The organism is Colwellia sp. 75C3, assembly GCF_002836255.1.
GTDB lineage: Bacteria > Pseudomonadota > Gammaproteobacteria > Enterobacterales > Alteromonadaceae > Colwellia.
Genome location: NZ_PJAU01000052.1, coordinates 19,095 through 34,356 on the forward strand (window position 1 = coordinate 19,095; position 15,262 = coordinate 34,356).

Annotated in this window: 9 protein-coding genes; all 9 read right to left on the reverse strand. The window is 39.1% G+C overall.

Annotation, left to right across the window (positions count from 1 at the left end; all coding sequences use genetic code 11):
• Positions 1-292: 292 nt before the first annotated feature.
• Entirely contained in the window at positions 293-1,378 is a 1,086-nt protein-coding gene (locus tag CXF85_RS12170) for an endo alpha-1,4 polygalactosaminidase (protein ID WP_101228843.1), read from the reverse strand.
• A gap of 695 nt (positions 1,379-2,073) precedes the next feature.
• Complete coding sequence (locus CXF85_RS12175) at positions 2,074-2,577, reverse strand: FKBP-type peptidyl-prolyl cis-trans isomerase (protein WP_101228845.1); 504 nt, start codon at positions 2,575-2,577, stop codon at positions 2,074-2,076.
• 140 nt (positions 2,578-2,717) lie between these two features.
• Complete coding sequence (locus CXF85_RS12180) at positions 2,718-3,617, reverse strand: DMT family transporter (RefSeq protein WP_101228847.1); 900 nt, start codon at positions 3,615-3,617, stop codon at positions 2,718-2,720.
• A 52-nt stretch (positions 3,618-3,669) separates the two neighbouring features.
• Complete coding sequence (locus tag CXF85_RS12185; RefSeq protein ID WP_101228848.1) at positions 3,670-7,536, reverse strand: AAA family ATPase; 3,867 nt, start codon at positions 7,534-7,536, stop codon at positions 3,670-3,672.
• Positions 7,533-9,035, reverse strand: coding sequence for an exonuclease subunit SbcD (gene sbcD, locus CXF85_RS12190; RefSeq protein ID WP_101228849.1), 1,503 nt, complete (start codon positions 9,033-9,035; stop codon positions 7,533-7,535). The genes CXF85_RS12185 and sbcD overlap by 4 nt, the downstream gene beginning before the upstream one ends.
• A gap of 180 nt (positions 9,036-9,215) precedes the next feature.
• Entirely contained in the window at positions 9,216-10,364 is a 1,149-nt protein-coding gene (locus tag CXF85_RS12195; protein ID WP_157829095.1) for an alpha/beta hydrolase-fold protein, read from the reverse strand.
• A 137-nt stretch (positions 10,365-10,501) separates the two neighbouring features.
• Entirely contained in the window at positions 10,502-11,725 is a 1,224-nt protein-coding gene (locus CXF85_RS12200; protein ID WP_101228853.1) for an efflux RND transporter periplasmic adaptor subunit, read from the reverse strand.
• Positions 11,725-14,100 (reverse strand): ABC transporter permease, encoded by a 2,376-nt coding sequence (locus CXF85_RS12205; RefSeq protein ID WP_101228855.1) that lies wholly within the window; start codon positions 14,098-14,100, stop codon positions 11,725-11,727. The genes CXF85_RS12200 and CXF85_RS12205 overlap by 1 nt, the downstream gene beginning before the upstream one ends.
• Positions 14,100-14,804 carry an ABC transporter ATP-binding protein gene (locus CXF85_RS12210; RefSeq protein WP_101228857.1) on the reverse strand — a complete coding sequence of 235 codons (705 nt, stop codon included), beginning with the start codon at positions 14,802-14,804 and terminating at the stop codon, positions 14,100-14,102. The genes CXF85_RS12205 and CXF85_RS12210 overlap by 1 nt, the downstream gene beginning before the upstream one ends.
• Positions 14,805-15,262 lie beyond the last annotated feature (458 nt).

A 15,262-nucleotide genomic window follows, 5' to 3' on the forward strand; every position in this document is an offset into this window, starting at 1 on the left:
TCTTCTATGAGGGGTCTTACTGGGGGGTGGGCTTAGTAACATCCTATTTTTAATAAACAAGTTGGTTACAGTGGTTTCTAATGCTTTGAATTTGTGGGATGAAAATTCAATTTAAAGTTATTGCATATTAATTCATAGTTTTACTTTCCCACAATACTTTTACATGGCGCTGCTAACAAGCGTTATTCTGAAATAAATAAAAGCTTTTTCGACGTAGCAGCGCTGAACTGATTGCGCTCCTTGCCATCAATGGCTCTGCACTTTACCGTTCATCCGAACCTATGCTTGCGCTCTAATTTGGGGGCGGCGTTTCAGTTAATTCAGAAAGAGATACACGGGTAACCAAAGGAACAAAGCCCTCACGACGAGAGTTTCCGTAGGTCATGTTGGCATTACTCTCTGATATGCAGTAATCAACGGTAAAGACAGGCACACCGAAATCAAGATAAACATGGTTTTGAGTGATTCTGCTGGCAGTAGAATATTCATCATTATGCCTTTCCCCTCCGGAAAGATCACCGGCATTGGAATCACCCCATTCAGCATCACCCTCACCATAAAACCAGGTATCTTCCAACGCGATAGCATCAATCATCGCCGCATAACGCACTGGGTCATGATCAAGTAGATAAGGCGCATTCTGAGCAATCACAATAAAATCGGAACGAATAGCTCGACCAGCAGCACCTATTTCTTCGATAAATAGCATCATTTCTTCTTCAGGATTTACACCTTCCTCTTGCGCATAAGCACGAACAGTATCATCATCATAGGCTTCTACCCAGTCTAAATAAATCCCATGAAATCCTGCATTTGCTAACTCGGCAACTATTCCGTCTGGTCCTAACCAAATATCTTTCCACTCATTCTGCCAGTATGCTACAGGATAGTTTCCAGTCCAGCCATCAGGGTCAATCGTAACCAAAAAGCTGGGAGAACCTGGAGCATTTTCCGTGGGAGCAACCCAGTCGGACTGCCAATAAGTACGATAATCTTCGGCCTCTCCGATATCGACATAGGCTAAAAGAATACGTTCATCACCGTTTGATTTACTTTCAAGCTGATTTACTAGGTAATCTGTGTCGTAGGAAAATCCAATAAAATTATGCCCGGGTTCCACCACTATCATGTCGTAATCTGTTACGGCTAAGGTGTCAATTTTAGTATTATCATCCAACCCCTGGATTTGATACATCCAGGTATCGATACTAACATCGTTGATAAGCACTGAAATGGGCTCCACGATATCGTCTGGGGCGACAATTTCAACAGGGTCTACAGTTACTCCAGGGTCATCTGAGCTATCAGAGCCACAAGCTGTTATACCCAAGACAAGAAATACAACCGATCCGAATAATGCAATTATTTTATGGTACATGGTCAACCCCTTTTTTAGTAAAATAGACTGTTAACGTGCTAAACCAAACACCCGCTTCGAAATTAAAATCAGCATAAATGAAAATAAAACTGTAATTTAATGTGTGACAACTGAGTTATCTCCACGAAAAAAAACAGCGTAATATATTGAAAAATAAAGAAGTGGTAGTCATTCATGCGGTAATAAAATATTTTAGACTAAAAACATTTTATTACCGCATGAATGAGAGTTAAGTATGGCATAAAACCTATTTCTTGCATGACCAGGAATCTATAAAAAATAACTAGGACACCCTGTGTTATTTTTCATTCACCCACCATAGAATCTACATAACAGGTTGCTTAATTTGCTCACTTATTCCCATTAGCAAAACATTACCGATACAAAATATAATCCGAATCAACTTTCCATTCTCATGGGATAATGTCCGTAAAGTGGCATCAAGTTGCCATTATTTTCTTGCTTTTTGTGACGTTTTTTATAGTTTTATCACTACTTTTGATGCAAGAATTTTAATTATTCTTCCCAATCTATCTCCGGCCCAGAAAATACGGTTCAAAAAACTTTTATAATTTGTGGCTATCCACAGACGCGGTAATGCACATATAAAAAAGCGCTAAGTAGGTTAACTACTTAGCGCTTTTTATTTATCAATTATTCAACCGTACAACGGCTAATTAATAGTAAATTTTGAACTAGTGATCGTGACCACAGCTACTATCAGCACTATGTACATGGCCGTGAGTAACTTCTTCTTCAGTCGCTTCACGTACGTCAACTATTTCAATATCAAAAGTCAGTACTTTACCCGCTAATGGTGGGTTGATATCAACAGTAACCATAAACTTACCGACTTTAACTACAGTAACTTGGCGTTGACCCGCGTCAGTTTGAACTGCAGCAGTCATACCTTTTTTCCATTTAGCATTCTTGCTTACTAAACCGTGTAAATGTTTAACAGGAACACGCTGCTCTAAGCCTTCTTGATAAGGACCGTAAGCTTCTTCAGGTTGTAAAGTTACTGAAAACTTCTCGCCTCTACTTTTACCTGTTAATGCTACTTCTAAGCCTGGTAAAGTGTTGTTAGCGCCATGTAAATAGGTTAGAGGCTCATGACCGTCTGATGATTCTATTTCTTCACCCGCTTCATTTTTAAGGGTGTAGTGAAAGTGAGCAACGGTTTTTTCAGCAATTTTCATAGTAATCTCTTCTTTAGTACTTTATTAATAATTAGGTTAATATTTAGATTCATACTCGCGTGAGTAAAAATAAACTTTAATGTTATGGTGTGCAGTTTACCTATCTTTACTCAGTAATCAAATGGATTTACCACCATACTTTACGACCAAAGTAATAAGATAACCACACTTAACACAATCAGGAACATGCCTAGGTATTCTTTTAAGGTAATAGTTTCTTTAAAGACGCGGTAAGTTAATGCCAATGTGATAAAGAATTCAACCTGTCCCAATGCTTTTACATAAGCAGCATTTTGATAACTCGCCGCCGTAAACCAACCAATAGAGCCTAATACACTAGTTATGCCAACAAATAAACATAACCGCCAGTGTTTAAACATAACGGGGAATTGTGATTTATCTTGAAGGTAAACGTAAATGAATGAGATCAACGATTGCACCGTGATCATAAACACTAAGGTAACGGCTGCACTGACCATTAAATCAGTATTAAGTGCTAAACTTGATTCTCGAATAAGTAAGGTGGTAATAGCTAAACCAAGACCTGCTGCTAAACCATAGCCCATACCAATAAGACTTTGTGAATCAGCCAATAAATCTCTGGGGTTAAACTTCACTTTAGAGACTAAAAATACGCCAACTACACCGACAACGACACTAAACCACCCTAAACCAGAAAGCGTAGCGCCAAAAAACAAAGCGCCAACGATGGCTACTTGAATCGCCTCCGTTTTAGCTAAACTGGTAGCGACGGCAAAGTTACGGTAACGAAAAGCCGCCACCAAACACGCGGTGCCCCAAATTTGCATCACACAAGCAATTAACGCGTATTGTAAAAAGTCGTTATTTAACGGGGGGACTGCTACTTCCCTAAAATCGAGCAACCACCAAAGATAGCCCCATGCAAAAGGTAAGGCAAAGAAATAACGTACTCCGGTAGTCGCCATTGAATTAAGCTTACCCGATAACTGCTTTTGTCCTGCTGTTCTTACCGCCTGCATAGTTGCAGCTAATAAAGTGAAATAAATCCAAATTTCCAAAGAAGTGCCCTTACCTGTTAATTAGTAATAATAAAAGATAGCTAGCATCGTGCTAGCTAACAGTCTCAGCATGAAATTCATACTGCTTATCTAAACTGCTAACACCTAGACCACTGAGTTTTTTAACTTTGATTTGCACGCCAATGCGTTCTTTTAGTGCTTCAACATGGCTGATCACACCAATCATTTTTCCACTGGCGTTTAAGTTATCGAGCGCATCAAGCGCCACTTCAAGGGTGTTGTTATCTAACGTACCAAAACCTTCATCAAGAAAGAGTGAGTCGATACTGGTTTTGTTACTTACTAAATCTGATAGAGCTAAAGCGAGCGCCAAACTAATTAAAAAGCTTTCACCGCCAGATAAGGTTTTAATATCGCGTGCAGTATCTCCTTGCCACGTATCAACGACTTCCAGCGCCAATGTATCACTTTGCTGACATTGCAGTTGATAGCGACCAAAGAGTCGCTCTAATTGCGCGTTAGCTAAATGCACTAAATTACTTAACGTTAGACCTTGCGCGAACTTTCTAAATTTAGCACCATCGGCAGAGCCAATCAGTGCATTAAGATGGCTAAGATCATCTAACGCAAGTTGCGCGTTTTTGATTTGTTCAAGCAGAGATTGTTGCTGGATTTTATTGGCTTTATCATGGCTAATTTGCTGACTGAATTGTCCTGTTTTTTGCTGGCACTGCTTCAGTAATTCTGACAGTTTAATTAGCGTGTTTGAAACAGATTCATCATCAAAATCTACAGCGCCATTTTCACTCAATTCAGCCTTTTTATTAGCTAACTCCAGCGCTACTTTTTCACCTTGAGCAATCAATACTTGCGCTTGTTTTTTGTTATCACTAATGTCACTAGCAAGTTTATGAAGTTGCTGTGCTTTTTCGGGACTAATCAATGCCAACAAGAACTGTGCTTCATCGATAAAGCTGCTGGTAGAGAAGTGTTTTTGCCAATCATCATTTACGGCATCATTTTGTTTCAACAAACTTTCTAACTGGGCAGTTGCCGTAGTTAATTGACCTTTATTAAGCTGGTGAACGGATAGCTTTTCTTTATGTTGATTATCAGCAATACTCAAAGAGTTTTCGTTATCGCCCCGTTGTTTGCTGATATCAGCCCTCAAAACAGTAGTATCTTGCCTACTAAGCTCATCAAAACCCAGTTCAACAAACAAACTAAGGCGTGAGTTATTATTAATGGCTAACTCACTTTCTTGCTGAGTTAACTGTGTTTTTTCTTGGTTTAGCTGATTTTGTTGCTGTTCCACTTGCTGCTTTAATAAAGCAAGATTGTTTTCAAGGGCTATTAACTGTGCTTGTGCGGTTTGGTGCGTGTTAACAATACCCTGATATTCTTGCCCTTGTTTGGAAACTGACGCCAGCCAGTTTTCATCAATACAGATATTTTGAGTTTGCTGGTCACTCTCACTCATTGGTAACGCTATCTTTTCTGCTATATGAGTGGCTGTGATATCTGTTAACAATTGCCCATTGTGCATAACAATAGCTTCTTGCTCAGAGGCTAAGTCGGTAACAATTTTTGTCTTAACATTGTGCTGCGCATTACCTTGCTCTTGCACCAATTGTAATTGGCTCTGACGAGCCGATAATTGCTTATCACAATGAATTATTTGTTCCGCGATTTGTTGCTGAGAATGGCTATTTTCTTGTAATTGTTGCTGCAAAGAAACTAACTCTTCAAGCTGATGTAAGGATTCGTTTAATTGGTTATTTAAGTCTTGTTCAGTATTCATGTTCTGTAATGAAAACTGCTGTTCAGGTTGGTTACAAAATTGGTTCACATTTAATGATTGCCAATGCTGCTCAATAGTATTTTGCTCATTCACTATGCCTTGCAAGCGATTTTGTTGAGCAGTTAGTTGCGCGGTAAATTGTGCTTGCACTTTATTGAGCTGTTTTCCTTGAATCTCTAAGGTCGCTAATTCATGTTTAAGCTGTGCTAAACGGTTTTGATGTTCATCACTATCCAAAGATTTATAGTCACTGATTGCTGGATGTTCAAGCGAGCCACACAAAGGACAAGCATCTTCAGGTTGAAGTTTTGCTCTATGCTCACTTAACGCCATAATAGTTTGTTGCTGAGCAAGTAATGTTTCTACATCTTTTTCCTGACGTTTGGTAGCACTATAAGTATGGCGTAACTGTGTTAGATCTTGCTCTGTTACATCGAGTTGTTGCTGGTCGTTTAGTTGTTGCAATGAAAGCGTTTGCTGCTCTTGCCCTAACACATGAAAACGTTGTGCTAGCTGTATAGCTTGCTTTAACGTTAACTGTTGGTTCTGCCTATCAACAACCGCTTGATTAAGCGCCGTAGCTACTGCGGTAATATTCAGCTCTGTTTCTTTTTCCGCGTCTTGAACAGCAACATTAACTAAGATCCCTTGAGCCACTTGGCTGTTTTGGACAAGTTGTTGTACTTGCTCAGACATCACTTGCTTTTGATTATTAAGTTGCTGTAATTGCCCTTCACTCTCAGCAATCTGTTGCTGTTGGACTTGCTGCTCTGACGTTAAGCCTAAAAGCGTTTTTTCAACATTGCTTTGCTCACTTAATAAGCGTCGCACACTCGCATGCTGCAACGTTAATTGTTGATATTGGTTTTGCCACAGTGGTAATTTTTCCGGCAATTGTTGTAACGATTGGCTGTTAGCTAAATACGCTTGTTGTTGCCCAACCGTTGATAATGCTTTTTGTTGCTCAACGCCAGCAACCTCAAGTTTATTGGTATCATCATTTAGTTTTTGGCTTTGTGTCGAAACATTGTTGCTTGTTGCTAACAAAATCGTTTTTTGATGGCTGATAGCATGCTCAAGTGGCTCAATCTTTTCATGTAAAACTTGCTCAACCACTTTACGCTGTGCTTCGGCTTCAAGCTGAGTAGTTTTTAATTGTGTTAAGGTTGCTTCACTGGCTACAACAGCTTGATCAAGTACAGATAACTGCTCTGTTTGACTGGTAACTTGCTGTAAGGTTTGTTGATATTGCTCACGGTAGTGCACCATTTTCTCATAAGGCGCGCGAAGTGGCTCTGCGATTGTAGATTGTGCGAGTAAACCAAGATCGCCTTCAGCGAGTTTCTCTTGCGCTTCTACCGCTGACAATTGCTGTTTGGCTGCAGTTTTCGTCTGTTCATTAGCGACAAAGTTTGAGCTCCAATTTTTTACTAATTGGGCTTGCTGCAATTGTTTATTTAACTGTTTTTCTTCATTAGTTGTGTGTTCAAGTTGCTGCTCAAGATCACTGACTTGCTCATCGTTAAGCAAGGTGACACCCTGACTTTTCGCTTGTAATAGTTTTAACTCGTCACTGGCACTACGGTGATTATCAAAAACTTGTTTTGATATATCGCCATACACTTCAGTGCCGGTAAGCTGTTCAAGTAATTGCGCGCGTTCATTAGCAGGCGCATTTAAAAAGGCGGCAAACTCTCCTTGAGAGAGCATCATAGATTTGGTAAAACGTGAAAAATTTAGCCCTGTTAATTCACTAATGTCAGTACGCACTGTTCTCAGTTTATCTGACACTATGGTGCCATCAAGTTTGGCTAACTCGGCAACAGGCTCTAATAAATTACCATCTAGCTTATTTCGTGCGCGTTTTTGGCTCCAAAAAGCTCTGTAGCCCTGTCCCTTCACCTCAAATTCAACCTCGCTCATACAATGGCTGGTATGGCGTGTCATTAATTCATTTTGCTTTTTAGAGACACTTAGTCGTGGTGTTTCATGATAAAGCGCTAAACAAATGGCATCGAGTATGGTGGTTTTACCTGCGCCCGTAGGACCTGTAATGGCGAACAAGCCATTGTTATCAAAGGGAGCTTCAGTAAAATCTATTTTCCAACTGCCTTTGAGTGAATTAATGTTCTCAAAGCGTAAACTTAATATTTTCATAAATTTTCTTGTCCAACTTCTTCAGTATTTACGCTTAGATCAGCTTCTTTTATTTTTATTGTCTCTATACTTTGCTCGGCAGGTAAATTAGCTGGTTTCTTCTCATCAGCTAACGCTACGGAAATCTCGGTAAATAACTGCTTCAATCGTGTTTTACGGGCGACTTCTTCATCGGTTTGCCAATCAAGTTGCGATAACCGCGAATCAAAGACTTCAGCTAAAGATAACTCACTTAATGTGCTGTTATCTTGTTGTGAAAGTTGTGCTTGTCTGCGTTGACGCGCCTTTTTACAACGACGTACCAGCAATACTTCAAAAGGCATATCAGCAGCTAACTCACTCACCCGTTGTGATAAGTCACTTAAATGGTCACCATTATCAATTTCGATATCAAGCCAGGCTTTAATATTTAAAGCAGAGCCAGCAGAAATCGCCGCAGTGAGCTCGGTAGAATCATCTGTTTTTGCTTGTTTCTCTTTAAACAGTTCAAACTCAGTCAAGGTCTCTTTCAAACTTGACTCAAGTTCATCTACCGATGTTTTCACCATATACAAGGGCTGAAAACACGGCACAATAAGATCTTCAACTTGATTTAACTTACCTGAAGTAAAATCAACCATCAGCACGCGTTTATCCTGCTTAGCTTCATCAAAACTTAATGGTATTGGCGAGCCGCAATAGCGTATATGGTCTGATTTAGCGACTTGCTGCGCTCGGTGAATATGGCCAAGGGCAATATAGTCCGCTGGCGGAAAAGCACTGGCTGGAAAGGCTTCTAATGAGCCAATATAAATATCTCTTACCGAATCGCTTTTACTATCACTTACCGAAACGCCAAGCGCCGTTAAGTGACCTGTTGCAATGATCGGCAGTTGCTCGTCCTCATCTAGTTCCTGCTTTTTAGCAATCTGCTTTGATAATTTTTTTGATAAGGAAAGCGCATGTTGATAAAGATATTGATAATGGTCACTGATCGCTTGTTGTAAGCTTTGTTGCTTATCCTTAGCTGACTGGCCTGCCCTGCTTTTAATAACATCACGGGGACGAACAAAAGGTATAGCGCAAAGGATGGCACTTGGCTGTCCGTTAGCATTGTACAATGGGAAGACTTGCTGATTTAGTGCAGTACTTCCAAGTGTACTTTCCAAATCACCTTCACCAATTGAGGCAGGAATAACTTGAGTAATAACACGGGTAGATAAACTGGCTAAAACAGCTTGGGACTCACTCAGCATAGCAACAGAGTCATGATTACCGGCCAAAATAACGAGCTGACATTGGGTCAGATGTAACTTAGCAATAAAATCAAAGTACATTTCACGGGCATAACTTGGCGGTGTTGAGGTATCAAAAATATCACCGGCAACAATAATTGCATCAATGTTATGGGTAGTAACTTGGGCTAATAACCAAGTAAGGAATTGCTGATGTTCATTGGCGCGGCTTTTGCCGTAAAAATATTGGCCAAGATGCCAATCTGAGGTATGGATAATGCGCATAAAACGGTAAGGGACTGTGCAATGAAGAAGTGCCCATAGTTTACCTGAACAGATAAACTAAGTGTAGTAACTCATCTGTTATCTACGCTGTTACTTTTACGTTTTTAATCTTGAAGGGGGCATCATTAAAATACTTCTATGGTGCTCTTAGCTACCAGCACCATAGGAAAGTTATAGGATCTATTTCATCTCCCAGATCTGCCACATAGGTAAGTGCTGCTTACTAGCCAATGCCATTGCTTGTTTTTGAGATGCCTTAGCTAGCTCAAATTGTCCTAACCCTGTGTGAGCTAAACTATATTGATGGTGCCACAAGGCTGTTTTTTCACCCTGTGCTTTAATGCGTTCTAGAATTTCTTTAGCTTTTTCAAACTGACTTTTCCTATTAAAACCTAACGCTAAGTAGTTAGTTACATTGACTATTGAGTCAGGAAAGCGTTTATTAATTTCAACGAGAATATCGTCTACTTTACCCGTTTGTTTTGAACCAAAAACATACTTTGAAAATTTATAAGCTTGTAACCACTCCACTCTAAAGCCATTATAGTCTTGCTTTTTCTTCTCAAATGTCGCTAAAACATCTGCAACATCGTTATGTTCACTTAGCTCATATCCGTCTTCGTAATAGCCTTCAAATAAAAAGCTTAACCCATCATGTATTGCCGGTAGTGCTGTGCTGAAGTGATTTTCATTAGGATATTGTTTATAAACTAACGTCCAATCCTTAATCTTGAGGTCGTTCAAGCTCTTATACACTTTATCCACCCCCATTCCTTGCTCATTTGCTACCGATAAAAATAATGGTGATGGCGGTGTTTTTTCATCTTTTGTTTTTCCATCAATAAATTTTGCAATAGACTTTTCTGCAGAATAATCATCGAACCAGTAACTAGGACTCATCGCTAAGTACGCATTAAACGGGGTACTTTTTTGTACCATTGCATAGGTTGTAAATAATCCACCTAAAGAGTATCCAGAAAGAATTCTATTATTATTAGTTCGGTAGTCTCGATCAATATGGGGAACCAGTTCTTGCTTGATATATTGATAAAATTCTGATGTTCCACCATAGTCAGGCTCATCATCAATTGCCCAAGTTGTTTGGTAAATATAATCGGCGTTACCTTGAGTAGCGATGCCAATCACTATCATTGGCGGTATTTTACCCATTCGAGTCATATTTTTAACAACCGCTGAAACATGGTGAAATTGAAAGTCACCATCTACGACATACAAAGTAGGATAATCACGTTCATTATCATGATAATTTTCAGGTAAATCGATCATAAAACGTCGTTCTTGCTTTAACACCGTAGAATGATGACTCATTATATGGCCTGAAATGATAGGCTCATTAGCTTGAGTATATGTAGTAAAAACTGTAATTATAATGAAGAGTAATCGAAGCACTTTATTTCCTTTATGGTAAATGTAATAAACTAAATTTTTAGCCATCACAATAATGACTATAGACGTTGAGTAACACTCATCCCTACATCGATGTTGTTATTTGGGTGCACTATAAGTTGCTCACCAACCGTTAAACCTGCGGTAATTTCGGCAAAGAAGTTATTTCGCTTTCCTACCATAACCTTTTGTAAGACAACTTTTCCATCAATAACTTTCAATACAGACCATTCACCCTGTTGACGAAATAATGCAGATAGTGGCACTTTATTAACCTTTTTAATATCGTCAATAACGATTTCAGCTTCGACTCTGAAAGCATCGCCTAAACTTTTCCATTTATCATAAGGGTCCGTTAACGTTAAAATTACATTAACCCTTTGCTCCTCCACACCCAGCGCTGAAATTTTAGTAAAACCTGATGGTTCAATAACCTTAACTATTGCCGCAAGATCTTCCATGCCTCCCCAACGTTTAATCAACGCTTTATCACCAACATTCACTTTGACGGCATTGGTCGATAGCATTTCAATATTGACTTCTAAATCTTTAGGGTCACCGATTTCAACCAACGCAGTACCAACAGGTATAATGCTTTCACTTTTATGTAATAGTCGTAATACATAGCCATCAATGGGCGAATAGATGCAAATTTGACAGCTATCACTTTGATTATTGCTAATAGAGGCAGGCTGCAACGACTTAGCGTGTGCTGCTCTTAATCGAGACGACATTAATGCTCTATTGGCTTTAGAAGTATCCTCTTCGGCTTCTTGCATCGTTAATTTAATTTCGGCACGTTCAAGTTCAGCCTTTGAAACCATCTTATTGTTAAATAGTTCTTGTGTACGCTTATATTCAGATTGATCAAATTTCAGCTGTGCTTGAGCTTGTCGCATTCTTGAACTTGCTAACTCAAGGGCGGCTTCTGCACCATTGATATCAGCTTTTGCTTGGATTTCTGAACGCTTATCTAAAAAGGCAGGATTTGCTGGGTACATGTTAGCAATAATGCTTTTACCCGCAATAACACTGTCTCCGGCAATACTTTCTATACGGGTTATTCTGCCCTCAATCGGGGTGTAAATCGTATAAATATCATGAATACGCGTTTTTCCTTCGCCCTCAACCGATATAATTAAGTCGCCATTTTCTACAGAAATCAGATCAACTTGTAATTTTTCAGGGATAAAAGCAAAAACTAATAAGGCAACCGCACTAATAACTAGGGTTATTTTAGCCACACGTTTTGTTCCTGCATATGGCATTGTATTTTTTAACACTATTCAACTCCTTTTTGAGCACTAACAAGATCTATGCTATCAACTTGTCGCCAGACCAAATAAAATGAAACGATGGCACTTAGCAGAACAATCAGCACAGCATAACCATAAGTACTATTTTTTATATAAACGGGGATACGAAATAATTCACTGTCCATAGATTCAGTCATGCCAACAGACATGCTATAGCCTAAAAATAGCCCTATCGGTAGAGAAAGTAAGGTGATTAAACCCAATTCACCAAATAATATATAAGCAACCTCAGCCCGAGTAAGGCCCAGCACTCGTAAACTAGCTAGCTCTCTGCCTCGCTCAGAAATGGTAATTCTCGCGGTATTATAAATAATACCGAAGCTGATAAAGCTGGCAAAAATAACATTCGTCGCCACCATTTTCAGTAAGTTCTCCGCCATAATATCTTCAAATATTTGCCGTAATACTGATGTGATATTCAAACCAACAATGGCAGGGATCGCTTTAAGTTTTTTATATAACAAAGCACTGTGGTTTTGGTCGACCAATAACGAGGCTCCGGTTATTTTTGGTGTGGAATCAAGCACTTTATTCAGTTGGTGTATATTCATAAATGCGCCTAAACCAATGAATTCCTGCGTAATTGCAGCAACAGAGATGGTTAAGGTTTGTCGTTTATCTTCAAGTATTTCTACTTCTACCGTGTCGCCTACTTTAAGCTGTAAAATACCCGCCAGTGTTTTATTCAGCACTATACCTTCATTTGGCATGGTAACAGCCGCCAAATTTTCATCAATGACTCGTCTTAATAGAGGATTACTGACTAATCCCATGATTGAACCACGCTTCTTAAAATGCTTATTTTTAAAGTAGACGGGTACATTTCTAAGGGGTTCAACCATTAACACACCGGGAATCGTCTTAATTTCTTCAAGGGCTTTGGCCGCTTTTGGCTCAACAAACCCTATGCTCACATCTTCACGTTGTGTTATGCCGTATTGCACATCCATTAAATACTCCATCGAGTCTTCCATGAAGAAACTAAAAACTAGAATGGACAGCGCAAACGCAATACCAACCGATGACATCACTGTTCTCACCGGGCGTCGTTCTATCTGCCTCATAATGATGCGGCTAGTAAATGATAAGTATTGATCAGCACCAATACGCTCAAGTAGTCCAACCTTAAATATTGCCGGGCTCTCAGGATGCATCGCTTCAGCAGGCGGAAGTTTCGCCGCTTTGTTAATAGCGAATAAAGTGCCTATCACCGCGGCTAATGTGCATGAAAACACAGCTAGAATCATAACTTCTAATGAAAAACTATATTTCAGTATGGGAAAGTGAAAAAACTGTGTATACATTTGAGTCATGCCTGAGCCCATCCAAGCACCCAGCGATAAGCCAATAATAGAACCTAAAACCGTTATCACTAAAACCATTTTTAAATAATGTAGCGAGACTTCTTTATTGCTATAACCTACCGCTTTGAGCATACCAATTTGTTCTCGTTGAGTGGCTATTTGTCTCGACATAACGACATTAATTAAAAAGGCAGCCACACTTAAAAAGATCACGGGAGCCAGTGATCCCATGCCCTCAAGTTGTTTTAATTCATTACTGACAAAAAAGTTGGATAGTTGGTCTTCTCGCGCAAATGATATTAAGCCGCCATAAGGTTTTAGAATTGAATCTACCTGTGACAATATTGCTTCAATGGGAACATTTCTTTCTGTTTTAATGGAAATATCATTAAAGGCACCTTTCATATTAACAGCAGCTTCAAGTGATCGACGACTCATCCAAAACACGCCAAAACGTTTACTGTCTGGCATTAATGCACCCGGTGCTATGCTGTACACATATTCAGGTGACAAAACTATGCCGACGATATGAAGCGTTCTTTTATAGCCGTTCATGATAACGGTTAAGTTATCACCCAAACTTAAATCATGTGCTTTAACAAAGCTTTCATCAGCTAAAATTGCATTTTCTTCATTAGGGAAAAGCATACGTCCTTCACGTAAATAAAGCTTATTTAGCAAAGACGGAGAGCTATCAGGTAATGAGATAATTCGACCCGTAGCAGGCTCTAACATAGACTCCATTTGTAAGGTAACACCGAATACAACACGGCTTTGTGCTACTGAAACACCAGGTATTTCACTTATTCTATCTTTTACCGCTTCAGGTGCTCTTTTTAATGAAGCAAATACATCCGCAAATTGGTAGCGGTCATAATAGGTATCTCGCGTTAATTTTAAGCTATCAAGTACACCAAACATAATGATAAATATAGCGATTCCAGCAGCCATCACTAACGTAATTGCAGCTACCTGACCTTTGATATTTAATAGGTCGCGAAATAATTTTTTATTTAACACACTCAAGAAGGGTGTCATTACCACGCGATCTCTTGAGGCGTTTTTCGTGTTTCGTTAATCTGTACATGATGAATCATACCATCAGAAAAATGAATAACACGGTGGGCTAACGATGCAATAGCAGCGTTATGCGTGATAATAATAGTGGTGGTAGCATATGCTTCATTGACTTTCATCAAGGCGGAAAGCACAACAATGCCCGTTTCACTGTCAAGTGCTCCGGTAGGCTCATCACACAAAAGTACTTCTGGGCGTTTTGCTAATGCTCTAGCTATAGCAACACGCTGTTGCTCACCACCTGACATTTGTGAAGGAAAATGATTAGCTCTGTTTTTAAGCCCTACTATTGCTAGCGCTTCTAAGGGGTCCATTGGATTGGGAGATATCTCAGTCACTAACGCTACATTTTCAAGTGCCGTTAAACTTGGCACTAAATTATAAGCTTGGAAAACAAAACCGACATGCTCTCTTCGATAATAGGTCAATTCATGATCACTCAAGTTAGCTAAGTTTTTTCCTTTAAAAAGCACTTTGCCTGATGCGGGTTGATCTAAACCACCTAAAATATTCAAAAAAGTCGATTTTCCGCTGCCTGACGGTCCCAACATAACCACTAACTCACCACTAGGTATCTCAGTTGTGACCCCTCTAAGGGCATGAATTTCAGTGTCACCGGTAACATAAGATTTTTTTAATTGTTCTGTTTTAAAAAGGCTTGTCATTAGTGTCCTATCGCTATAGTTGCATGCTGAAATTATTTTGGTAAATATTATAAACAAGGTTCTAAGAATTTAGATCAACTCATCTGTTTAATGAATCTCATCATCGAGTAATCACATTATTAAAGAAAGTATGTTAAATAAATGTACTAGGGATGAAATGGACTTATTAGGTGTCCAAATTAACTATAACATTACAAAATACAATCTTCGATGCCAAAGGTCTTGATTAACTACGGTAAAAACCAAAGTAGCATTAACTTTAGAATACTAGATTATAGAAAGTTAATTATGACATTTGTCATAATACTTTAGTGACAGAGGTTTCTATTTATACGCTGCATAATTCATCATGGTATGTCTTAATAAAATATCGTATGTATGTCGTTATTACTCCCTGCTTTTCGTGTACAGGCGAAGTTTTTGACCTAAGCGTAATTTGATAAGTAAATGTTAAGTTA

Coding starts and splice junctions, on each gene's coding strand:
- CXF85_RS12170 (WP_101228843.1), bottom strand. CDS start 1,378: ATGTACCATAAAATAATTGCATTATTCGGATCGGTTGTATTTCTTGTC.
- CXF85_RS12175 (WP_101228845.1), bottom strand. CDS start 2,577: ATGAAAATTGCTGAAAAAACCGTTGCTCACTTTCACTACACCCTTAAA.
- CXF85_RS12185 (WP_101228848.1), bottom strand. CDS start 7,536: ATGAAAATATTAAGTTTACGCTTTGAGAACATTAATTCACTCAAAGGC.
- sbcD (WP_101228849.1), bottom strand. CDS start 9,035: ATGCGCATTATCCATACCTCAGATTGGCATCTTGGCCAATATTTTTAC.
- CXF85_RS12195 (WP_157829095.1), bottom strand. CDS start 10,364: ATGAGTCATCATTCTACGGTGTTAAAGCAAGAACGACGTTTTATGATC.
- CXF85_RS12205 (WP_101228855.1), bottom strand. CDS start 14,100: ATGACACCCTTCTTGAGTGTGTTAAATAAAAAATTATTTCGCGACCTA.
- CXF85_RS12210 (WP_101228857.1), bottom strand. CDS start 14,804: ATGACAAGCCTTTTTAAAACAGAACAATTAAAAAAATCTTATGTTACC.